General features: G+C 65.0%; 19 protein-coding genes. 3 read left to right on the forward strand and 16 right to left on the reverse strand.

What is annotated here, in order from left to right; genetic code table 11:
* The 5 genes from NLM27_RS28470 to NLM27_RS28490 form a co-directional block, all read right to left on the reverse strand.
* On the reverse strand, nucleotides 1-2085 hold the full coding sequence (locus NLM27_RS28470; protein WP_254146438.1) for a hydantoinase/oxoprolinase family protein: 2085 nt from the start codon (nucleotides 2083-2085) through the stop codon (nucleotides 1-3).
* 140 nt (nucleotides 2086-2225) lie between these two features.
* The gene (locus NLM27_RS28475) at nucleotides 2226-3047 is read right to left on the reverse strand and encodes an NAD-dependent protein deacetylase (RefSeq protein ID WP_254146439.1); all 822 of its coding nucleotides are present in this window, start codon (nucleotides 3045-3047) and stop codon (nucleotides 2226-2228) included.
* Nucleotides 3048-3108: 61 nt separating this feature from the next.
* The gene (locus NLM27_RS28480) at nucleotides 3109-4908 is read right to left on the reverse strand and encodes a cation:proton antiporter (protein ID WP_254146440.1); all 1800 of its coding nucleotides are present in this window, start codon (nucleotides 4906-4908) and stop codon (nucleotides 3109-3111) included.
* Nucleotides 4909-5105: 197 nt separating this feature from the next.
* Nucleotides 5106-5942 (reverse strand): SDR family oxidoreductase, encoded by an 837-nt coding sequence (locus NLM27_RS28485; RefSeq protein WP_254146441.1) that lies wholly within the window; start codon nucleotides 5940-5942, stop codon nucleotides 5106-5108.
* 73 nt (nucleotides 5943-6015) lie between these two features.
* A complete protein-coding gene (locus NLM27_RS28490) occupies nucleotides 6016-7335 on the reverse strand; it encodes a solute carrier family 23 protein (RefSeq protein ID WP_254146442.1) in 1320 nt (439 codons plus the stop codon).
* Nucleotides 7336-7472: 137 nt separating this feature from the next.
* Between NLM27_RS28490 and NLM27_RS28495 the strand changes: the two genes are divergently transcribed.
* Nucleotides 7473-8801 (forward strand): dicarboxylate/amino acid:cation symporter, encoded by a 1329-nt coding sequence (locus tag NLM27_RS28495; protein WP_254146443.1) that lies wholly within the window; start codon nucleotides 7473-7475, stop codon nucleotides 8799-8801.
* Nucleotides 8802-8986: 185 nt separating this feature from the next.
* Here the strand turns inward: NLM27_RS28495 and NLM27_RS28500 are convergent, their stop codons facing one another.
* The 10 genes from NLM27_RS28500 to NLM27_RS28545 form a co-directional block, all read right to left on the reverse strand.
* Nucleotides 8987-10600 (reverse strand): ABC-F family ATP-binding cassette domain-containing protein, encoded by a 1614-nt coding sequence (locus NLM27_RS28500; protein ID WP_254146444.1) that lies wholly within the window; start codon nucleotides 10598-10600, stop codon nucleotides 8987-8989.
* Nucleotides 10601-10769: 169 nt separating this feature from the next.
* Nucleotides 10770-11117: a RidA family protein gene (locus NLM27_RS28505; RefSeq protein ID WP_254146445.1), complete on the reverse strand. Its 348-nt coding sequence runs from the start codon at nucleotides 11115-11117 to the stop codon at nucleotides 10770-10772.
* Between the two features lie 15 nt (nucleotides 11118-11132).
* Entirely contained in the window at nucleotides 11133-12254 is a 1122-nt protein-coding gene (locus NLM27_RS28510; protein WP_254146446.1) for an FAD-binding oxidoreductase, read from the reverse strand.
* Nucleotides 12251-13669: an NAD(P)/FAD-dependent oxidoreductase gene (locus tag NLM27_RS28515; RefSeq protein ID WP_254146447.1), complete on the reverse strand. Its 1419-nt coding sequence runs from the start codon at nucleotides 13667-13669 to the stop codon at nucleotides 12251-12253. Before NLM27_RS28515 ends, NLM27_RS28510 begins: the two co-directional genes overlap by 4 nt.
* Entirely contained in the window at nucleotides 13666-13962 is a 297-nt protein-coding gene (locus tag NLM27_RS28520) for a (2Fe-2S)-binding protein (protein ID WP_254146448.1), read from the reverse strand. The genes NLM27_RS28515 and NLM27_RS28520 overlap by 4 nt, the downstream gene beginning before the upstream one ends.
* Before the next feature lie 27 nt (nucleotides 13963-13989).
* Nucleotides 13990-15126, reverse strand: coding sequence for an FAD-binding oxidoreductase (locus NLM27_RS28525; RefSeq protein WP_254146449.1), 1137 nt, complete (start codon nucleotides 15124-15126; stop codon nucleotides 13990-13992).
* Between the two features lie 8 nt (nucleotides 15127-15134).
* Nucleotides 15135-15941, reverse strand: coding sequence for an ABC transporter permease (locus NLM27_RS28530; RefSeq protein ID WP_254146450.1), 807 nt, complete (start codon nucleotides 15939-15941; stop codon nucleotides 15135-15137).
* The gene (locus NLM27_RS28535; protein ID WP_254146451.1) at nucleotides 15938-16813 is read right to left on the reverse strand and encodes an ABC transporter permease; all 876 of its coding nucleotides are present in this window, start codon (nucleotides 16811-16813) and stop codon (nucleotides 15938-15940) included. Before NLM27_RS28535 ends, NLM27_RS28530 begins: the two co-directional genes overlap by 4 nt.
* The gene (locus tag NLM27_RS28540) at nucleotides 16810-17850 is read right to left on the reverse strand and encodes an ABC transporter ATP-binding protein (RefSeq protein WP_254146452.1); all 1041 of its coding nucleotides are present in this window, start codon (nucleotides 17848-17850) and stop codon (nucleotides 16810-16812) included. Before NLM27_RS28540 ends, NLM27_RS28535 begins: the two co-directional genes overlap by 4 nt.
* Nucleotides 17851-17877: 27 nt before the next feature.
* The gene (locus NLM27_RS28545) at nucleotides 17878-18912 is read right to left on the reverse strand and encodes an ABC transporter substrate-binding protein (RefSeq protein WP_254146453.1); all 1035 of its coding nucleotides are present in this window, start codon (nucleotides 18910-18912) and stop codon (nucleotides 17878-17880) included.
* 271 nt (nucleotides 18913-19183) lie between these two features.
* Here NLM27_RS28545 and NLM27_RS28550 point away from each other — a divergent pair, with 271 nt between their 5' ends.
* Nucleotides 19184-20110: a LysR substrate-binding domain-containing protein gene (locus NLM27_RS28550; RefSeq protein WP_254146454.1), complete on the forward strand. Its 927-nt coding sequence runs from the start codon at nucleotides 19184-19186 to the stop codon at nucleotides 20108-20110.
* A 52-nt stretch (nucleotides 20111-20162) separates the two neighbouring features.
* Complete coding sequence (locus NLM27_RS28555; RefSeq protein WP_254146455.1) at nucleotides 20163-20876, forward strand: type 1 glutamine amidotransferase; 714 nt, start codon at nucleotides 20163-20165, stop codon at nucleotides 20874-20876.
* Nucleotides 20877-21085: 209 nt separating this feature from the next.
* Here the strand turns inward: NLM27_RS28555 and NLM27_RS28560 are convergent, their stop codons facing one another.
* Nucleotides 21086-21553: a nuclear transport factor 2 family protein gene (locus NLM27_RS28560; RefSeq protein WP_254146456.1), complete on the reverse strand. Its 468-nt coding sequence runs from the start codon at nucleotides 21551-21553 to the stop codon at nucleotides 21086-21088.
* Nucleotides 21554-21624 lie beyond the last annotated feature (71 nt).

Genomic DNA, 21624 nt, shown 5'->3' on the forward strand with positions numbered 1-21624 from the left:
TCAGGCCGCCTTTCGTTCCATGACGATGCTGCCGGCACCGTCGATATGGGCGTCAAAACTGGTGGAGACGAAGGTCGAGGTTTCGTCCTCCGCGATCACGGCGGGGCCGGCAATGGTCGCGCCCGGCACCATGTCTTCGCGACGATAGAGCGGGATCTCGATCGCCTCGCCTGCACGGCCGTCGAAGAATTTGCGGCTGCCGATTGCCTTTCCGGCCGGCTTGCGCGCGACGGCTGTGACCGCGGGCGGATTGCGCGCCTCGGTGGTCGCGAGCACCGACCAGCTCAACACTTCGATTGCGGCGCCCGGGATCGGCCGCTCGAACATCGCGGAATAGTCCGCCTCAAATTTCTGGCGCAGGCCAGCGAGATCGGCCGTCGTCAGCCGCCGGTTCGGCAGCTCGACCGAGATCTCATGACCCTGGCCGACATAGCGCATGAAGGCGGCGCGACGCTCGCGCACCGGCGCGCCGGCCGCGCCCGGCTCGACCAGCGCACGCGCTTCGCTCGCCATCTCCTGCAAGAGGTCGGAGACCGCCTCGGTGTCGAAATCATCGAGGCGGACATGGCGGCTGCGCACCAGCTCATAGGCGATGGGAGCGGCAAGAAAGCCGACCGCCGAGCCGACACCGGCATTCGACGGCACGATCACGCGGGAGACTCCGATCTTCTCGGCGACGCGCGCCGCATGAAGCGGCGCAGCGCCGCCGAAGGCGATCAGCGTGTGCTGGCCGACCACGGCACCGCGCTCGACCGCATGCACTCGCGCCGCGCTCGCCATGTTTTCGCAGACGACCTCGTGAACGGCATAGGCGGCGGTTTCTGCCGACAGGCCTAGCGCCTCGCCGACGTCGCGCAGCAGCGCCTGCTTCGACAGTTCCGGGTCGAGCTTGATCGTGCCGGCCGCAAAGGTATCAGGATCGATCATGCCGAGCGCCACGTCCGCATCCGTCACCGCCGGACGCTGGCCGCCGCGACCGTAGCAGGCCGGCCCCGGCTCCGACGAGGCACTCTCCGGGCCGACGGTCACGCGCTTCATCGCGTCGACATGCGCGATCGAGCCGCCGCCGGCGCCGATCTCGACCATTTCGATGACGGGGATACGTACCGGCAGGCCGGACCCTTTGAGGAAGCGCGCGGCGCGATCGACCTCGAACACGCGCGAGGTCTCGGGCTGATACTTCTCGATCAGGCAGATCTTTGCGGTGGTGCCGCCCATGTCGAAGGACAACACCTTGCTCTCGCCGAGGCGAGCCGCGATCTGCGCCGCGAAAATGGCGCCGCCGGCAGGACCGGATTCGACGAGACGCACCGGAAAACGCCGCGCCGTCTCGATTGACGTCACGCCGCCGCCGGAGGTGACGAGATAGATCGCGCCGCGGAACTGCTCGACCTGCAGGGCGTCCGCCATGCGGGCGAGATAACCGTCGATCAGGGGTTGCACATAGGCGTTGGCAACCGCGGTGGAGGTGCGCTCATATTCGCGGATCTCCGGACACACCGCCGACGACACGGTCACTGAGATGCCGGGCATCTCCTCACTGATGATCGCCGCGGCGCGGCGTTCATGCTCGGGATTGGCGTAGGAGTGCAGGAAGGCGATCGCGACGCTCTCGACCCCCAGCTCACGCAGTTTTGGCGCGAGCGCACGCACCGATGCCTCGTCCAGGGGGAGGCGAACGGCGCCATGGGCGTCGACGCGCTCGGGCACGGTGAAACGCAGGCTCCGCGGCGCCAGCGGCTTCGGCTTGTCGATGCTGAGATCATATTGGTCGTAGCGGCTCTCGGTGCCGATATCGAGCACATCGCGAAATCCGTCGGTCGCAATCAGCGCGGTTTTCGCGCCCCGGCGCTCGATGATCGCGTTGGTCGCGAGCGTGGTGCCGTGAATGAAGACGTCGATGTCGCTCATATGTGCGCGCGCGTCAGCGAGGATGAGGCGCATTCCGTCCATCACCGCCTGCTCGGGCCGCTGCGGCGTCGTCAGCACCTTGCGCGTCTTGCGATCCTGCCCCACGTCCAGCACGATGTCGGTGAACGTGCCACCGATATCAACGGCAAGCCGTACTTCGGCCCCCTCAAGCATTCCTGAACACTCCGAGCTGATCGCCAAATTGCGGTCGAAACCGCAGCAATTTTCATACCAGGGGCGGTGCAAATGGTGAAGCCTTCGGCCCCCTTTGCGTGGCACCTATGCGACAGGAGAGTGCTCGCGGCGCGGCCCGCTCAGAGCAAAAATGCCAGCGCCGCCTCGCAGCGCTCCTCGACCTTCAGCGTCAGGAGATCGTCGGCGCGGGTGCGGCCGAGATTGACCGCCGCAATCGGAATATTGCGCTGCGCGGCAGCCTGCACGAAGCGGAATCCGGAATAGACCATCAGCGAGGAGCCGACGACGAGCATGGCATCGGCCTGCGCCAGGTGATCCTGCGCGGTGGCGACGGTGTCGCGAGGAACGTTCTCGCCGAAGAACACGACGTCGGGCTTGAGGATGCCGCCGCAGGCTTCGCAGGCCGGCACTTCGAAGGAGGAAAAATCCTCATGCTCCAGATCGGCGTCGCCATCAGGTGCATCGGCGGCATCGAGCGTCAGCCACGCCGCATTCGCGCGAGCAAGAACACGCTGAAACTCATCCCGCGGCGTCTTGCGGCCGCAGCCCATGCAGCGGACGAGATCGAGCCGGCCGTGCAGGTCGATCACCTGCCGGTGGCCGGCGGACTGATGCAGGCGGTCGACGTTCTGGGTCAGCAGCATCCCGCACCGGCCGTTGGCCTCGAGCCGGGCGAGCGCATGATGCGCATCGTTCGGCCTCGCCTGGCCGAACCGCCGCCAGCCGATCAGGCTGCGCGCCCAATAGCGCCGGCGCGTGTGCTCGTCCGACATGAAGGCCTGGAAGTTGACCGGCTGGGTCCGCTTCCAGTTGCCGTGGCTATCGCGATAGTCGGGAATGCCCGAATTGGTGCTACAGCCGGCGCCGGTGAGCACGAACAGACGTTCGTGCCGGCCGATGAAATCCTGCAGCGGAGGGATTCCCAGTGGAGCATTCGTCATGGCGCAGATGTAGTCCGTGCGGGCGAATTTTGCCAGACCACGACAGTCCGCGCATGGCCGGCTATCGCGGGGACCGGCGCCCTGTGAGATCGAGCGGACGAGCTTGCTCTTGTCCTGCAATGCGGGCGGCTTGCTGCAGCGTCAGCCGAAATTCGTCCCGCTTCTCGTGCACCGAGGCTATCGCATGCCCGACCTCAACCCCGAGGCCGACCAGTGCCGCCTCCGAAAGCTGCAGGCTTGCCTCGATGGTTTCCGGCACCGCATCGGTTGCGCCGATCGCATAGAGATGGCGGGCATGATCGGCGTCCCGCGCACGTGAAACGATCAGCACGTCCGGCCGCACCGCGCGGATCCGCCCGACCACGGCGTCGATCGCTGGTCGCGACTGGATGGTAATGATCACACCGGTCGTCTGCATCAGGCCGCAGGCTTCGAGGAAACCCGGTTCTGTCGCATCACCAAAATAGACCTTGTGACCGTCGCGGCGGTCGCGTGCCACGGCGACTGCCTCGTGATCGACCGCGATGTAGTTCAGGTCATGGCTGGTCAGCAGCGAGCAGACGACTTTCCCAACGCGGCCGTAGCCGACCACGATGGCCTGCGCCCGGTCGCCGGGCGGCCGAACCGCCAGTTCGGGATCGAGGGTGCGCTCGTTACCCAGCTTCGCGGCCAATCGTCGTCCGAGCACACCCAAAAGCGGCGTCAAGGCCATCGTCACGGCGGTGATGGCGACGGCAAAGCTCGACACGCGAGGCTCGATCAGGCCGAGCGCCGCCGCCATCCCGATGCTTACGAAGGCAAATTCGCCGACTGGCCCCAGCAAGAAGCCGATTTCGATCGCCGCCGGCCACGAGAGTCTGAAGAGGCGGCCCAGGATGATGAGCACGATCGCCTTGCCGGCCAGAATGCCGATAACGGCGGCCAGCAGCCAAACGGGCTCGCGCATGAAGACGCGGAAGTCGATGGCCATCCCGACGGTGAAGAAGAAGATGCCCAGCAGCAGGCCCTTGAAGGGCTCGACCGTGGCCTCAATGGCCTTGCCATACTCCGTTTCCGCCAGCATCAGGCCTGCAACGAATGCTCCGAGCGCCATCGACAGGCCGGCCTGGTGCGCGGCTAGGCCTGCGCCGACGATGACGAACAAGGTCGCGGCGACAAACAACTCCGTCGAATGGGTGCGCGCAACCATCTGGAATAGCGGACGCAGCAGCAACCGTCCGAGCACGATGAGCAAGGCGCCGGCCAGCGCAGCCTTCAACATCGCACTGGAGATATGCGTCACGACGGAGCCACCGCTGCCGGCGCCGAGCACCGAGACGAAGACGAGGATGGGAACCACCGCAAGGTCTTGGGCCAGCAGCACCGAGAAGCTGGCACGACCGGCGGTGGTCGCAAGCCGCCTCTCGGTGGACAAAAGCTCAAGCACGATCGCCGTGGAGGACAGCGCAAGGCTCGCGCCAAGGATGACGGCGGTATCGGAGTTCTGCCCGAAGAGAAGCGTCGCGCCGAAGATCATGGCTGAGGTCGCCAGCACCTGCAGGCCGCCAAGCCCGAACACCAGGCGTCGCATCGTGGCGAGCCGCCTGAAGGACAGCTCGAGCCCGATCAGAAATAGCAGGAATACGATGCCGAGATTGGCGATACCCTCGACGTTCCGCGCGTCCGTCACCGTGAACCAGTACAGGAACGGGAGTTCCTGAACGAGCGACCCGAGCCCGAGCGGGCCGAGAATGGCGCCGGCGCCGAGATAGCCCAGCACAGGATTGATGCCCCAATGACGGACAATTGGCACCACGACGCCGGCAGTACCGAGGACCACCAGTGCGTCACTGTAGGCATTGATGTTTATGGTTGTGGTCACGAGCCCTTCTTGTGCCGACGCTTGCCAATAGCGACAGCGTCGTCCGCGGTCGATAGCACACGGCGCCGCATAGCCCTACCCGGCCCGAACCGGCATCTCCGCGCAGGGCATGGGTAGCCCCGTAGGCCGAGCGAGAGGCGTGCCTCGCGACCAGGATCTGGTTATTGCAAGCTGGATCGGGCTGCCGCCGATGCGCATCAGCTCGCCCAATTCTCCCTGAACTCGGGAAACAGCGTCAGGCCTCCGCAGGCATAGATGGTCTGTCCGGTGATGTAGCTCGCTTCGTCCGAAGCGAGGAAGGCGAACACGGCGGCGATCTCTTCCGGCGTGCCGACGCGGCCGAGCGGAATGTGGCTGGTGACGACGCCGCGCTTCTCGGGATCCCCGGTCCAGGCCGCATTGATCGGAGTGTCGATCGCGCCGGGGCCAACCGCATTGACGCGAATGCCTTGGCCGGCGAATTCGAGCGCTAGCGTCCGCGTCAGATTGGCCATGCCGCCCTTGCTGATCGAATAGGCGAGATAGCCGGGTTTGGGAATGATCTGGTGGACGCTGGAGCAGTTGATGATGCTGCCGCCTCCGCCACGCGCGACGAAATGGGCGAGCGCCTTCTGCGCGCAGAGCACAGCGCCGTTGAGATTGACGTCGATGATGCGGCGATAGGTTTCGACGTCGAGCGCATCACTCGGCGATTCCCGCTGGAAGCCGGCGTTGTTGACGAGACAGTCGAGGCGCTTCCAGCGCGCCAGGATGGTCTCGAACATCGCAGCGACCGCCCGCTCATTGCTGACATCGGCCTTCACGACGAGATGATCGAGCTTGCCGTGGCCGCGATCGCTCGATCCCGTGCGCGCGAGCGCGAGCGTCTCCTCGGCCCTTTCAGGGTGATCGACATAATTGATGGCGACAGTCGCACCCTCCTGGGCGAGCCGGATGGCGACAGCGCGGCCGATGCCTTGTGAGGCGCCAGTCACAAGCGCGTATTGGCCGACGAGGCGCGATTGAAAGGAGGTGGAGCGATCGATTTGTGGCATGAGTGATCTCCGGGATGCCTGATCATCGACGGAACTGGTGCCTTTGTTCCATCTCATAACGCATTGCTGCGATTCATTCGGCGCGGCGGCCGCGCGTCAATGTCAGGATTTGGTACAGGATGATGGCGCCAAAGGTTGCGGTGCCGATCCCGCCGATGGTGAACGCGCCGAATTTGAGCGTGAGATCGCCGGCGCCTGCGGTGAGCGCCACCGCGACGGTAATCAGGTTCGCGGGATTTGCAAAGTCGACCTTGTTCTCGACCCAGATCCGACCGGCCATCGCCGCGATCAACCCGAACAGCACGATCGAGAGGCCGCCGATGACGGGACCCGGGATCGACAGGATCAGCGCGCCGAATTTCGGCGAGAAGCCGAGCAGGATCGACACCGTGGCCGCGAAGGCGAACAACAAGGTGGAATAGACCTTCGTCGCCGCCATGACGCCAATATTCTCGGCGTAGGTCGTAACGCCTGTGCCCCCGCCGCAGGCCGCCACGATGGTCGCGAGGCTGTCTGCGAACAGGGCGCGGCCGAGGTAGCGATCGAGGCTCCGGCCCGTCATCGCGCCGACGGCCTTGATGTGACCTAGGTTCTCGGCGACGAGGATGACCGCAACCGGTGCGATCAGGAAGATTGCATCGGCCTGAAAGGTCGGCGCAGTGAAGTTGGGTAGGCCGAACCACGGCGCGGCCGAGAGTTGCGCGAAGTCGATCGGCTTGCCAAAACCGAGGCCGTTCGCGAACAGCAAGTACAAGAGATATCCGCCGATTGCGCCAAGGATGATCGGCAGGCGGCGCCACAGGCCAGGTGCGGCAACGGCCACCACGCCGATCATCAGCACGGTCGCGAGCCCGATCCAGGTGTCGAACGCGTTGGCGCTCACCGCCTTGACCGCCACGGGCGCGAGGTTGAGGCCGATCGCGGCGACCACGGCGCCGGTGACGGCCGGTGGCAGCAGCCTCTCGACCCAGCCAACCCCTGACCACATCACGACCAGCGCAATCAAGCCGTACAGTACGCCGGCTCCGACAATGCCGCCGAGCGCAACCGACAGGTTCGGATTTGGTCCCTGCCCCGCATAACCGGTGGCGGCGATGACGACGGCGATGAATGCGAAGCTCGAGCCGAGATAGCTCGGCACGCGCCCCGCGACAATGACGAAGAAGATCAGCGTGCCGACGCCGGAGAACAGGACCGCAACATTGGGATCGAACCCCATCAGCAGCGGCGCGATGATCGTCGAACCCGACATTGCGACGCAATGCTGGAGACCGGAGACGACGGTCTGGCCCCAGGACAGCCGCTCCTCCGGCATGATCACGCCCGAGGTCTTGAGTTTCCAACGCGGAAAATAGCCTTCAGCTTGGCCGTCGGAGTCGGTTGCAGTCGCCATGTTCCCCCCAATTGCAGCGATCGATCTTCGTGCGATCCGACAAAAATGTGATTGTCGCTTCTGCAGCGGCCATCACATGATGCAAAGCATTGCAAGATCCAAATCCTGCAAGATCAATACGTTCCGGGGCACACTCTATGACACAAGTCGCGATCCAGCCAGCCGTCCTCCGCCGACACCAGCCCTGGTACAAGATCCTCTACATCCAGGTCCTGATCGCGATCGCGCTCGGCGTGCTCGTCGGCTACTTCTATCCCGATCTCGGCAAAGCCCTAAAGCCGCTCGGCGACGGCTTCATCGCGCTGATCAAGATGATGATCGCGCCGGTGATCTTCTGCACCGTGGTGCACGGCATCTCCTCGATGGGCGACCTCAAGCGCGTCGGTCGGGTCGGGCTGAAGTCGCTGATCTATTTCGAGACGGTCTCGACCGTCGCGCTCGCCATCGGCCTTTTGGTCGGCGAAATTCTCCAGCCCGGGCACGGCTTCAACATCGATCCCGCCAGCATCGATCCGAAATCGGTCGCGACCTATGTCACCAAGGCCCACGAGGAGGGCATCGTCGCCCATCTGATGGCAATCATTCCCGACAGCTATGTGGGCGCGATTGCGCGCGGCGACCTCCTCCAGGTGCTGCTGGTCTCGATCCTCTCCGGCTTCGCCATCGCCTTCCTCGGCAAGACCGGCGAGCCGATCGCAGAGGCGATCGACAAGGCCGCAAAGATGTTCTTCGGCATCATCCGCATCATCGTGCGCGTGGCACCGATCGGCGCGTTCGGCGCCATGGCCTTCACCGTCGGCGCCTACGGTCTCGGCTCGCTGCTCAACCTCGCCGCCCTGATCGGCACGTTCTATCTGACCAGCATCCTGTTCGTGCTGATCGTGCTCGGCTCGATCGCGCGGCTCGCCGGGTTCTCGATCCTGCGCTTCATCGCCTACATCAAGGACGAGCTGCTGATCGTGCTCGGCACCTCCTCGTCGGAGACGGTGCTGCCGCAGATGATCCAGAAGATGGAGCATCTCGGCGCCTCGCGCTCGGTGGTCGGTCTCGTGATCCCGACCGGCTACAGCTTCAACCTCGACGGCACCAACATCTACATGACTCTGGCGACGCTGTTTTTGGCGCAGGCGACCAACACCCATCTGACCATCTGGCAGGAGCTCGGTATTTTGGGCATCGCCATGATCACCTCGAAGGGTGCCTCGGGCGTCACCGGCGCCGGCTTCATCACGCTCGCCGCGACGCTCTCGATCGTGCCTGACATCCCGATCCAGTCGATTGCGATCCTCGTCGGCATCGACAAGTTCATGAGCGAGTGCCGCGCGCTGACCAATCTGATCGGCAACGGCGTCGCCTGCGTCGTCATCAGCATGTCCGAAGGCGAGCTCGACCGCGAGGCGCTGCACGAGACCATGGCCCACCCGCTGGAGATGGGCGAGGCGCTGGAGCCTGGCGGCACTGCATAGCGCCACACACGATCCGATGCGGTAGTTTCCCGGAGTGGAAAAGCGGCGAGAGACGCGTCACAACAGACGGCGTTGGGATCACCGATTGATAGTCAATCTTTCCGCCCGACGCGCTGGGGGCAGGGCGTCGGGCGTTTGAAAAATCGAAGCAAGGCCTAGCTGTCACATCCGACCGCAAGGCGGGATCAGGTGATCCCGCCTTTGGCGCGCTCCCCTCTGACGGCGAGATCGAACCGGCGCGTGATCCCGATTGCCTGCAGGAACGCGTCGTCGTGACTGACGACGACCAGCGCGCCGTCATAGGCTTTCAAGCCCGCTTCAACGGCTTCGATGGACTCGATGTCGAGATGATTGGTCGGCTCGTCCAGGATCAGCAGGGACGGCGGCTTTGCGCCGCCCAGCACGCAGGCAAGGCCCGCACGGAACATTTGTCCACCGCTCAGGCTCCCCACGATCTGCAACGCGGTATCGGCGCGAAACATGAATCGAGCCAGCGCGGCGTGGCACGCGTTCGCACCCGCTTGTGGATTGAGACGGCCAAAATTGTCCAGGATGGAGAGCACGGGATCGAGCAGGCTGACCTTCTGGTCGAACAGCGCCAAGTCAGGCCTGACCCGCACCGTACCCGCGGCAGGCCGCAACTCGCCGGCAATGAGCTTCAGCAGCGTTGTCTTGCCCGAACCGTTGGGTCCGACAATCGCGACGCGCTCCGGGCCGACGATCGAGAGCGACAGGTCGCGCAGGACCGGCTGCGCCGGCCGATAGCCGGCGCTGACCTCGTCGAGGCAAACCACTTCCCTGCCCGCGGGCAGGCCGGTCGCGGGCAGTTTCACCGACAGCGGCTGAAGAACCTCGATGCGGTGGCGGGCCTTGTCCACCGCCTCGATCGCCTCCGCGCGCCGTCGCTCGGTGATTTGTGCATTCTTGCCACCGGTGTCTTCACTGCGGTCCTTGCGCGCGCCGGCGAGGATGCGCGGCATGTCGCCCTTGGCGCGCTTCTTCCTGCCACCACTGTCCTTGCGCGCCTTCCGTTCCGTAATCTCCTGCGCCTTCCCGTCAATTTCGGAGAGACGCCTCTGGGCATGCGCGAGGTCGTGCCTGACGGCTGCGAGCTCGACGGCCTTCTGCGCACGAAAACTGCTCCAATTGCCGCCATATCGCGTTGACCCGAGCGACGTCAGCTCGACGATCGCATCCATCGTCTCGAGCAAATTCCGGTCGTGACTGACGACAATCGCGCCGCCACGCCAAGCGGCGAGGAGATCGATCACCGCCTTGCGGCCGTCCCGGTCGAGATTGTTGGTGGGCTCGTCCAACAGCAGGAAGTCGGGCTCGGCAAATACCAGTGCGGCCAGACGAACGCGCGTGATCTGACCGCCGGACAGACGGGACAGCTCCGTATCGGCAGACGGATCGAAGCCGAGACGCGCCAGCGCGGCCTCCAGCCGCGCTTCGAGCGTCCAGTCGATCGCGGCGATGTCATCGACCGAGGCGTCGCCCCGCTCCGCGCGGCGAAGCAGCTCCAGCGCCCGCCGCACGCCGAACAGATCAGCTACCGTGCTATCTGCAAGCGGTTGAACGTCCTGGCGCAGCAAGCCGATGGTGCCGTTGATCAGAACACGCCCGCCCTGGGGAACATGGTCCCTGGAGATCGACGCAAGCAGCGTGGTCTTCCCCACGCCATTGCGGCCGACGAGACCGGTGCGCTCGGCCGCGAATGTCAGATCGATGTTGGAGAGAAGAGAACGGCCGTCAGGCGTGGACAGCGAGAGGTTCGACAGGATGATTGAAGCAGGCATGGAACTCCCCGTGAGCAAGGCGGATGGGCTTTGCGGTCGGGGTGAAATCCATGGCTGCGAGGTTCCTGATTGAGAGCCCTCTAACTAGTCGCGCGGAAGCGCGAGATCAAGCCGCAATTCGTAGGGACGACAGCACGAGGAACGTGCTGAGGTCCCTATCGCTCTACGATCAGCCCTTGAGCGCGGTCACCACCACCTCGATCAGCGCGCTGCCGCCGAGATCGGCGACGCCGACGGTGGCGCGGGTCGGCAGATTGTCGCCAAAGAACTCGATCCAGGCCGCGTCCATCTCCTTTTTCTTGGACAGATCGGTGACGAAGATCGAGGCGCTGACGACGCGGCTCTTGTCGGTCCCCGCTTCCTTCAGATAGCCGGCGATCTTGCCGAGGATGTTGCGGGTCTGGTCGCCCATCGAGACCGAAGTGTCGTCGGCGATGGTGCCGCCGAGAAAGACGAAGCCATTGGCCTCGACGGCGCGGTGCATGATGGGCGTGCGGATGCTGCGGGTGATGCTCATGATGTCCTCTTGTTGCTAGAGCGTGGAAGGATGGAAGCGGTCGATGCCGAGATCACTGACGCGGGTCTGGGTGCCGCCGTTCACGATCAGCTCCGCCATGACGGCGCCGGCACCGGGGCCGAGCTGGAAACCGTGCAGCGAGAAGCCGAACTGGTGATAGAGGCCCTTGTGACGGCTGCTCGGCCCGAACACGGGGATATCGTCCTTCATCTTCGCCTCGATGCCGGCCCAGGCCCGCACGATCGTCGCGCTACGCATCACCGGAAACAGCTCGAACACGCTGCGCGCGCTGGTCGCGAGGCTCTTCCAGTCCAGCACCGTCTCGTTGCGGTCCTGATACGGCGTCGCCAGATGGCCGCCGCCGATCAGCACGGTGCCGTTGGAGAACTGCTTGAAGGACAATTTGCGCCCGCGCAGGATCACGACGGGATCGATGAAGTGCGGAACGCGCGAGGTGATCATCAGCATCGGCGCCACGGTCTCGACCGGAACGGGCTCGCCGAGCGCGGCCGCGATCTTGCCCGCCCAGGCGCCGGCTGCGTTGACGAGCACCGGCGCGGCGAAGGTTTCAGTGCCGACATCGACATGCCAGAGGCCATCGCTATATCGGATGTTACTGGCCGCCATGCCTTCGCGCACGGTCGCACCGAGCTGCTCGGCCTTGCGACGGAACGCGGTCGTCGTCTGCGCCGGATTGGCGGCACCGTCGCGGCGCGAGACCACGCCGCCGGGACAGGTCTCGGCGACCGCCGGGACGAGCCGGCGCAATTCAGCCGCGTCGATCAGCTCCTCATGGGTGAAGCCGAGCGCATTGAGCTCGGCGACGCGCGCACGGCAGACCGCGAGCTCCTCTTCGTTTTCCGCAACCAGCACCTGGCCGTGGCTCTCAAAGCTGCAATCATCGTCGAGGAGATCCGAGATCTTCTCCCAGACCCCCATCGAGCGGATCGAGAGCGGAATCTCCGGGATGTGCCGCGCGAGCTGACGGACACCGCCGGCATTGACGCCGGAGGCGTGGCGGCCGGCATAGTCCTTCTCGATCAGCACCGGCTTCAGGCCGGCGAGGCACAGATGCAGCGCGGTCGAGCATCCGTGGATGCCGCCGCCGACGACGATCGCATCCACGTTTTCGGTCATCCGCGCACCACCGCCTTGACGTCGGCCTCGCTCTTGGGAACGGCGGCGAGCTCGGCGAGCGTGATCGGCTTCACCGGCGCGCGCAGCCGGTAATAGCCGATCTCCTGCGGCGTCTTTCCGCGCGCCTGCGCCATCAGCTCGGTGACGGTGAGGCCGCAGAGCCGGCCCTGGCACGGGCCCATGCCGGTGCGGCGATAGGCCTTGAGCTGGTTCGGCCCGGTCGCCCCGATCGCGACGGCATCGAGAACGTCCTTCGCCGTAACCTCTTCGCAACGGCAGACGATGGTGTCGCCTGCGGGAATGCGGAACTGCGGCGGCGGACGGAACAGCGTGTCGAGGAAGACGCGGCCGCGTTCGGCCTTGGCGAGATCGGCGCGGAGTGTCGCCATCGATGCGAGCTTCGCCGCAGCCGCCGGCGCCAGCGCTTCCACCGCCGCACGCGCCGCGATCCGGCCGCGCACCACGGCAGCATTCGCGCCGCCGATTCCGGCGCCGTCACCGGCAATCGCAATGCCGGCGACCGACGAACCGCCGCTCGCATCGAGCACCGGCGACCAGCACAGCTGCAAATCGTCCCAGCGGTGTTCGACGCCGGCCGCCATCGCCAGATTGACGTTGGGGACAACACCCTGATGCAACAGCAGCAGATCGGCAGGAATGGTCTCGCGCTTGCCGCTGGCGACATAGCTCACGCTCGCGAGCTGACCGTCGCCGGATGCGGCGAGCTCCGTCACACCGGAGACGACCTGCACCTGCGCCTTCACCTCGCGCATCATCGACAAGCCCTTGGCGAAATAGGGCGACGTCAGGAAGGCGAAGGCGTGCGGCAACGCGGCAAAGTAATTGCCGCGCACGGTGGTGTCGAGGATGCGGTCGATACGGCCGCCGAGGCGCAAAATCTGCGCGGCGAGAAGCCAGAGCAGCGGCCCCTGCCCTGCGATCACGGTGCGGCCATCGGGCACGAGAGCCGATGATTTCAGCATCGTCTGCGCCGCGCCCGCCGTCATCACGCCCGGCAGCGTCCAGCCTGGAATCGGGAACGGCCGCTCCAGCGCGCCGGTCGCAAGGATCACGCGCTTGGCGTTGACGAAAGCGGAGGCGCCGCCGATCGAGGCGGCAATCTCGAGATTGCGGTCGAGGCTCCAGATCGTGGCACGATGGATGACTTCGGCGTTGCTCGCGCGCAGCGCCTGCACGAGATCGGCACCCACCCAATAGTCCGCGCCGAGCTGGCTGCGCTCCGTGACCGGCGTGGACGAGATGGCGCGAAACACCTGGCCGCCGGGGCCGACATTCTCGTCAAGCAACAGCGTCGACAGGCCGGCTTCGGCGGATGTCGCAGCGGCCGCGAGGCCGGCGGGACCGGCGCCGATCACCACGACGTCATAGGATTCGCGCTTGGGAGCCACAGTCATTTTCCGATCTCCCGCTTGCCCTTCTGGATCTCGATTTGCATACCCTCTGCAACGGGCACGAGACAGCCTTGGCGATTGCCGACGCCGTCGATGGTGACGAGGCAGTCGAAGCAGACGCCCATCATGCAATAGGGCAGACGCGGCGCACCACTCACCGCGGTTGACCTGCGCACATCGCAGCTGGATGCCAGCAGCGCCGCGGAGACGGTATCGCCCTGCCGCGCCGCAACGGCAACACCGTCGACGAAGATCTGCACGTGCGGCCGCTGGTCCTGCTCGGATCTCTTGAACATGGGATGCCTCTTGGCTCCTTGATATCTCTAATAGCCGCTGTGGTTCGCCGCGCCCGCGCCGCCGAAGCGGCTGGCCGAGAATGCGCCGACCAGCTCCGGCTCGAGCGCGCCCTGCGCCACCATGCGCGCGATCTCGAAGGCGTGGTTGGAGGCGAGCGTCACGCCGGAATGGCAGCAGGCGACAAAGGCGCCGGGATGCGTCTCCGACTGGTCGTAGATCGGAAAGCCGTCCTGCGGCATGACGCGGATGCCGGCCCAGCTTCTGACCACGTTGAGCCGCGACAGATGCGGAAACATGCGCTGGGCGCGATCGGTCATGACGGCGCTGATCGAATGTTTCAGCGCACGGTCGTCCAGCTCGTCCTCCTTGCTGTCGCCAATCATCACCGTACCCTCGTCGGTCTGACGAATCGTGGTCAGCGGGTGCGGCAGGAACGGCATGGTGCGCTCGGTCACCACGATCTGGCCGCGGGTCGGGCCCATCGGGGCAAAGAGGCCGACCATCGGCGCCAGCGTCTGGTTGGCATTGCCGGCGGCCAGCACGATCTTGGCGGCACGCAACTCGCCCTTCGGCGTGGTCAGGCGGAATTCGCCGCCGCTCCTGCTGATCGCCGAGACCGGACGCTCCGGAAAATAGTCGATGCCGAACGCCTTGAAGCCGGTGTGGAACGCACGGAACGTGCGCAGCGAATTGACGTGACCGTCGAGCGGACAATAGCTGCCGCCGGAAACCTCCGGCCCGATCAGCGGCAGCGCCTTCTTCACTTCGGAGGCGGGCAACATTTCCATCTTGTAGTCGGCGGCGCCGGCCTGGTTGTGCATGCGCTTCACCAGCTCGGTGCGCTGGCCGAATTCGTCTTCACCGAGCGTGAGGTGGAAGCCGCCATTCTGCTGCAGCGAGACGTCGAGGCCTGTCTGTTGCTTCAGTTCGGAGGCAAGCAGGCCCCACGCTTGTGATGCCTGCACGGTCCAGACCGTATAGGCGGGCATACCGAGACCCTTGCTCTGCACCCAGACCAGCGCGAAATTCGCGCGCGAGGCACGCTTGGTGATGTCGCCCTCGTCGAGCACGGCCACCTTCTTGCCGAGCCGGCCGAGGCCCCAGGCAATGGCGGAGCCGAGCAATCCGCCGCCGACGACGGCGACGTCGTAATCTGTTCGCATGGGGTCTCCTATCGTCCCGTATCGCCCTTGCCGGCGAGCACACGGTCGAGCCCGTAAAAGCGGTCGAGCAGAATGAGGGCGGTCATGGTAACAGCGATCACGCAGGCCGAGACCGACGTCACCAGCGGATCGATGTTGTCCTGGATATAAAGGAACATGCGCACCGGCAACGTTTCGGTGCCGGGTGCCGCGAGGAAGACGGTCATGGTGAGATCGTCGAAGGACTGGATGAAGGCGAGCGCCCAGCCGCTGATCACGCCGGGCAGGATCAGCGGCAAGGTCACGCGGCGGAACAGCGTCCAGCCGTTGGCGCCGAGCGACACCGCCGCCATCTCGACCGTGCGGTCCATGCCGGTCGCGGCCGCCAGCGTCAGCCGCAGCGCGAACGGAAACACGATGATGACATGCGCGATGATCAGCGCCGCAAAACTGCCGCCGAGGCCGACTGACGTGAAGAAGCGCAGGAAGGCGATGCCGAGCACGACATGCGGAATCATCAGCGGCGACAGGAACAGTGCCGCCAGCGCATCGCGACCACGGAAGCGGTGGCGCGCGATCGCCAGCGCCGCCGGCACCGCGAACAGCAGCGCCACCAGGGACGACAGAGCGCCGAGGCCAAGGCTGACCCAGAAGGCGTGGATGAATTCAGGGTAGTTCGCGATAGTCCTGAACCAGCGCAGCGAAAAGCCGTTGGTCGGCAGCGACAGGAAGCCCTCGGGCGTGAACGCGACGAGGCAGACCACCAGGATCGGTGCCACCATGATGATGACGAAGATGGTGTGGAAGATCAACGCGAGCGGGCCGTTCCGTCTCATCGGAACACCTCCGCATAGCGGCGCTCGATCAGCGCGTTGCTGCCGACGACGATCAGCACCAGCGCGACCAGCAGCAGCGTTGCGACCGCCGCACCGAGCGGCCAGTTCAGCGTGTTGAGGAATTCGTCATAGGCGAGCGTCGCCGCGACCTTGAGCCGGCGCCCGCCGATGATCGCCGGGGTCGCGAAGGCGCTGGCCGAGAGCGAGAATACGATGATGGCACCCGACAGCACGCCCGGCATGATCTGCGGCATGATGATGCGGCGGATGATGGTCGCGGGGCCCGCGCCGAGCGACATTGCGGCATTCTCGATCTGCGGATCGAGCCGCTGCAGCGCTGCCCAGACCGAGAGCACCATGAACGGCATCATCACATGCGCGAGCGCGATCACCATGCCCGTTTCAGTGAACATGAAGGGAATGGGAGAACCGATCACCCCAAGCGACATCAGGAGTTTGTTGACGAGCCCGTTGTTGCCGCCGAACAGCAACGCCCAGCCCAGCGTGCGCGCGACCACGGAGATCAGCAGCGGCCCGAGAATGACGAGCAGGAAGAAGCTCTTCCAGCGACCGCTCATGCGGTTGAGGATGTAAGCTTCGGGCGCTCCAAGCAAAGCGGTGAGCAGCGTGGTCAGGATCGCAATGCGAAACGTCCGCCAGAACATCTCGGCGTAATAGGGATCGGTCGCGATCTCGTGCCAGTTCTTGAGGATGAAGACCGGCTCGATCCCCTTGTACTGGCCCCAATCGTGGAACGAGAGCATCACGGTCATTGCGAGCGGGATCAGCAGCACGCCGACGAACAGCATCAGGGCAGGCGCGGTCAACGCCCATGGCGCACGCGTGCTGCGCTCCTCGGCGACCGCGCTCATGCGACAGTCCTCGCACGCACGCTCATGTCCTCAGATCGCCAGGTGAGGCGAACCGCCTCGCCTTCGACCGGCTGCGCCTTGCCGTCATTCTGCCGGATCACGATCGCCGGGCCGCATTCGCTCTCGCACTGGAACAGCCAGTGATTGCCCTGGAAGATGCGGGTGATGATCTTCGCACTGAGGCCGGCATCGCCGAAGCCGATCCGTTCGGGGCGAATGCTGACGGTGACGGGGCCGTTGAATCCTGCCGGCGCCGGCGCGCTCCAGGAGCCCGCCACCAGCTGCGCCGGCGCCACAGCCCGATCAATCGTCGCGGCAAAATCGTTGGTCTTGCCGAGGAACTGCGAGACGAAGGCCGAGGCCGGGCTTTCATACGTCTCCTGCGGCGTACCGATCTGTTCGATGCGGCCTTGGCTCATCACCACGATGCGGTCGGACAGCGACATCGCCTCGTTCTGATCGTGGGTGACCAGGATCGTGGTCGTGCCGATGTTGCGCTGGATCTGGCGCAGCTCGATCTGCATTTCCTCGCGCAGTTTTGCGTCGAGATTGGACAGCGGCTCGTCGAGCAGGAGCACGCTCGGCTTGATCACGAGCGCACGGGCCAGCGCCACGCGCTGCTGCTGGCCGCCGGACATCCGGCGCGGGTGGCGGTCCTCGTAACCGGCAAGACCCACCATCGCGAGCGCAGCGCGGACTCGCTCGGCTCTTTCAGCGCGCGGCACGTTGCGCATCTCGAGGCCGAAGGCGACGTTCTCCGCCGCGGTCATGTGCGGAAACAGCGCATAGCTCTGAAACACGATGCCGAGGCCGCGTTTGGCCGGATGGATCGCGGTCAGGTCCTTGCCCTCCAGGCGGATCGCGCCGCGCGAGGGATCGAGGAAGCCCGCGATCATCTGCAACGTCGTGGTCTTGCCGCAGCCGGATGGGCCGAGGAAGGAGATGAACTCCCCCTTCCCCACCGACAGGCTGAAGTCGTCGACCACAGTCTGCGTGCCGAACTGTTTTGCGACCCGATCGAGCTCGAGATAAGCCATGCGCTGTCTCCGATGCGGACGATCAGATCAACGCTCGACCTCGCGATTCCAGCGCTTGGTCCACTCCTCGCGCTTCTCGTTGATGACGGTCCAGTCCGGATTATAGAGCTTTGCCGCACGCTCGCCGATCGGCGCCATCTTGCCGAGCTCGGGCGGGATCACCAGCGATTTCAGCACCGGGCCATAGCCGTAGTCCTTGAGCATCACGAGCTGGATTTTTGGATCGAGCAGCATCTTGACGAAGCTCGAGGCCAGCGGCGAAGCGTTGGGCTTGTTGATCGGACACGCCGTCGTCAGCAGCGTTGCCGCGCCTTCCTTCGGATAGACGAAGTCGACGGGAAAGCCGGTGTTGGCGAAGCTCTGCACGCGGCCGGTGCCCCACACTGCGATGACCGCCTGACCGGACTGGAACAGCTCGGTCATCTTGCCCGGCGACGGCTCATAGGCGAGCACGTTCGGATTGACCTGCTCCTTGAAGATCTTGAAGCCGGAATCGACGTTGGTCTCGCCGCCGCCGTTCATCTTCGACAGCATCACCAGCGCTTCGAGGCCATAGGTGTTGTTGATCGGGGGGATCACGAGCTGCTTTGCGTATTTCGTGTCCTTCAGGTCGTTCCAGGAGGTCGGCGGTGCCCAGCCTTTCTCCTTGAACACCTTGGTGTTGTACATCAGGCCGGTCGCGACGATGCCGATCGCCACCGCACGATCATCCTTGAAGCGCGCGGTGTCGTAGAGGTCAGCCGGCAGGCCGTCGAGCTTGCCGCAGAAGCCGAGCTGGATCGCCTGGTACATCGGGCCGTCGTCGACGATGGCGACGTCGATCTGCTGATTGCCCTTCTGCGCCTGGAGCTTTGCCAGCGTGTCGGTGGAGTTGCCGGCGACGTATTCGACCTTGACGCCGTTTTCCTTCTCGAAGGTCGGGATCACCTCGTCGCGAATGGTCTTCTCGAAAGAGCCGCCATAGCCGGCGACGTAGAGCGTCTTTTGCTGGGCCGAAGCGGCCGACGGGACGGCGATGAGCGCTGCGATGCTGACCGCGGTCAGAAGGCGAAGAGTCTTCATGTGGACCGATCTCCATACCGGAATGAGGTGACGTGCCGACAAGTCTCCGACTGAGGCACCTTCCGCATTTCCTTCCGCGCAATCCCTTCCCGACCAGGGCTCCGGCCCCTCCGCGGCGGGTTTTGCGCGATTTGGAGGTTTGAACGCCTCCAATCTGCCGAAAAAGCGGGCTGGCTCCAGCTCTGATGAAAAAGATCGCAAACCCAAGCTTCCATCGTCCAATGAATAATGGCACCCTTTGCATGCCAAAATGTTATGAATGGTATTTGGGATGGTGCGTATCAATTCGCGGCAGGTCGAGGCTTTCCGCGCGACAATGCTGACCGGCAGCGTCACCGAGGCGGCGAAGCTGATGGTGGTGACGCAGCCCGCGGTCAGCCGGCTGCTGCGCGACCTCCAGGCGCTGCTGAAGATGGAGCTGTTCGAGCGGCGCGGCACCGGCCTCGTGCCAACCGCGGCGGCGATGGCGCTCTATACCGAGGTCGAGCGCTCCTTCGTTGGCCTCGAACGCATCACCGCCGCCGCCGAGGAAATCCGCGGCCGCCGCACCGGCTCGCTGCGCATCGCCGCGCTGCCGGCTCTGGCGAACGGCTATCTGCCGCGGCTCGCCGGCCACTTCTTGAAGGAGCGTCCCAACCTCAACCTCGCCTTCTTCGGCGTGATCTCACCGATCGTGGTCGACTGGGTGCTGAACAACCAATGCGACATCGGCTTTGCCGAGGTGCCGATCGCGCATTCCGGCCTGCCGAGCCTGCGGCTGCCGGCGCTGGCCCGCGTCGCGGTGCTGCCGACCGGACATCATCTGGCGGAGAAGGAAGTGCTGGAGCCGCGCGATTTCGAGGGCGAGACGTTCATCTCACTGTCGGCGGGATCGTCGAGCCGACATCTCGTCGACCAGGTCTTCCACCGCAGCGATGTCCGCCGCGTGCTCAGGGTCGAGACCACGCTGTCGGAGATCATGTGCGGCATGGTCTCATCAGGGCTCGGGGTGTCGATCTGCGATCCCTTCACCGCGCAGGAATTTGCGACGCGCGGCGTCGTCGTGCGCCGCTTCCTGCCGCGCATCGACTTTGAATTCTCCGCCGTCTTTCCCGCCCAGCGCAGCCCGTCGCCGGTGGCGCTGGATCTGGTCGAGACCATGCGCAAGGCGCTCACAAAGCTCGAGGACGAGTCCGCACAGGATTCTTCGCCCGGTTGACTTGGACGCCTTGCCGGTCTCGCTATATCCTCTCAGTATCCGCAGGTGGCACATGGCACGCATCACCATCATCGAGACCGGGCTCGTTCCTCAAAAGCATCGCGAGCGTCACGGCTCGTTTCCGGACATGTTCGAGCGCATGGTCCATGCCGAGGATCCGGCGGCCACGGTGGATGTCATCAGCATCCCGAATGGCGACGCACTTCCCGATCCACGCCAGCTCGAAGCCGTGCTGATCACCGGCGCGGCGGCCGGCGTTTATGACGGGCTCGACTGGATCGCACCGCTGGAAGATTTCGTGCGCAGGGCTTACGCCAACAAGACGCCAATGGTCGGCATGTGCTTCGGCCATCAACTGATCGCGCAGGCGCTCGGCGGCACCGTGCGCAAGTCGGACAAGGGTTGGGGCATCGGCCGGCACGTCTATCAGGTGCTGCCGGAGAACGGCGTGGTCGACGGCGAAGCGGTCGCCATCGCCTGCTCGCATCAGGACCAGGTGATCGAACCGCCAAACGACGCCCTCACGATTCTTTCGTCCGAATTCACGCCACATGCCGGCCTGCTCTACGCCAACGGCACCACGCTGACGGTGCAGCCCCATCCGGAATTCGACGCAGGTTTCGCACAAGTGTGCTGCGATCTGCGCGACGGCAAGGCGCCGGATGACGTGGTCGCAACAGCGAGGCAGTCGCTGGCGGAGCCGATGGACAGCGCAAAGCTCGGTGGCGCGATCACGAGGTTCTTGGCGCGGCGCGCGACGCTTTAGTTTCCAACTGTCGCCACGCAGACTCTTCCCTTCTCCCCCTGTGGGAGAAGGTGGCGCGAAGCGCCGGATGAGGGGTATCTATCCGCGAACTCAATTGTGAGAGCTACTCGCCGAGAGATACCCCTCACCCGTCTCGTCGCTACGCGACGAGCCACCCTCTCCCGCAAGGGGAGAGGGTGCAGCGTGCATTCCGCACCATCTCGCAAGCCTCAGAACGGATCAGTCCCCAGCCCCACCACATCCGCCGGCCGCGGCCCAGGCGCAGGCCAATGAAACCGGCGATCCTTCTCAGCGATCGCGATGTCGTTGATCGAGGCCTCGCGCCGCTTCATCAAGCCGTACTCGTCGAACTCCCACTGCTCGTTGCCGTAGGAGCGATACCACTGGCCGCCGGCATCGTGCCATTCGTACTGGAAGCGCACCGCGATGCGGTTGCCGTCGAAGGCCCAGAGGTCCTTGATCAGGCGATAGTCGTGCTCCTTCTCCCATTTGCGGGTGAGGAACGCGACGATGGCCTCACGGCCCAGGAAGACCTCCGAACGATTGCGCCAGCGGCTGTCCTCGGTATAGGCGAGCGACACCTTCACCGGATCGCGCGAGTTCCAGGCGTCCTCGGCCATGCGTGCCTTTTGCGCGGCAGTTTCTCTCGTGAAGGGGGGAAGCGGCGGGCGCGACATCGGGGCCTCATCGATTGGTTGGGGCCGCAATCTATCGCTGCAATTGCCGGAGTCGATAGGCCATTACAAAT

This window comes from Bradyrhizobium sp. CCGB12 (assembly GCF_024199845.1).
GTDB lineage: Bacteria > Pseudomonadota > Alphaproteobacteria > Rhizobiales > Xanthobacteraceae > Bradyrhizobium.

Excerpts from the sequence above, each read along its gene's own strand:
- NLM27_RS28470 (WP_254146438.1), bottom strand. The coding sequence starts at position 2,085 with ATGCTTGAGGGGGCCGAAGTACGGCTTGCCGTTGATATCGGTGGCACG.
- NLM27_RS28475 (WP_254146439.1), bottom strand. The coding sequence starts at position 3,047 with ATGACGAATGCTCCACTGGGAATCCCTCCGCTGCAGGATTTCATCGGC.
- NLM27_RS28485 (WP_254146441.1), bottom strand. The coding sequence starts at position 5,942 with ATGCCACAAATCGATCGCTCCACCTCCTTTCAATCGCGCCTCGTCGGC.
- NLM27_RS28490 (WP_254146442.1), bottom strand. The coding sequence starts at position 7,335 with ATGGCGACTGCAACCGACTCCGACGGCCAAGCTGAAGGCTATTTTCCG.
- NLM27_RS28495 (WP_254146443.1), top strand. The coding sequence starts at position 7,473 with ATGACACAAGTCGCGATCCAGCCAGCCGTCCTCCGCCGACACCAGCCC.
- NLM27_RS28500 (WP_254146444.1), bottom strand. The coding sequence starts at position 10,600 with ATGCCTGCTTCAATCATCCTGTCGAACCTCTCGCTGTCCACGCCTGAC.
- NLM27_RS28505 (WP_254146445.1), bottom strand. The coding sequence starts at position 11,117 with ATGAGCATCACCCGCAGCATCCGCACGCCCATCATGCACCGCGCCGTC.
- NLM27_RS28510 (WP_254146446.1), bottom strand. The coding sequence starts at position 12,254 with ATGACCGAAAACGTGGATGCGATCGTCGTCGGCGGCGGCATCCACGGA.
- NLM27_RS28515 (WP_254146447.1), bottom strand. The coding sequence starts at position 13,669 with ATGACTGTGGCTCCCAAGCGCGAATCCTATGACGTCGTGGTGATCGGC.
- NLM27_RS28520 (WP_254146448.1), bottom strand. The coding sequence starts at position 13,962 with ATGTTCAAGAGATCCGAGCAGGACCAGCGGCCGCACGTGCAGATCTTC.
- NLM27_RS28525 (WP_254146449.1), bottom strand. The coding sequence starts at position 15,126 with ATGCGAACAGATTACGACGTCGCCGTCGTCGGCGGCGGATTGCTCGGC.
- NLM27_RS28530 (WP_254146450.1), bottom strand. The coding sequence starts at position 15,941 with ATGAGACGGAACGGCCCGCTCGCGTTGATCTTCCACACCATCTTCGTC.
- NLM27_RS28535 (WP_254146451.1), bottom strand. The coding sequence starts at position 16,813 with ATGAGCGCGGTCGCCGAGGAGCGCAGCACGCGTGCGCCATGGGCGTTG.
- NLM27_RS28540 (WP_254146452.1), bottom strand. The coding sequence starts at position 17,850 with ATGGCTTATCTCGAGCTCGATCGGGTCGCAAAACAGTTCGGCACGCAG.
- NLM27_RS28545 (WP_254146453.1), bottom strand. The coding sequence starts at position 18,912 with ATGAAGACTCTTCGCCTTCTGACCGCGGTCAGCATCGCAGCGCTCATC.
- NLM27_RS28550 (WP_254146454.1), top strand. The coding sequence starts at position 19,184 with ATGGTGCGTATCAATTCGCGGCAGGTCGAGGCTTTCCGCGCGACAATG.
- NLM27_RS28555 (WP_254146455.1), top strand. The coding sequence starts at position 20,163 with ATGGCACGCATCACCATCATCGAGACCGGGCTCGTTCCTCAAAAGCAT.
- NLM27_RS28560 (WP_254146456.1), bottom strand. The coding sequence starts at position 21,553 with ATGTCGCGCCCGCCGCTTCCCCCCTTCACGAGAGAAACTGCCGCGCAA.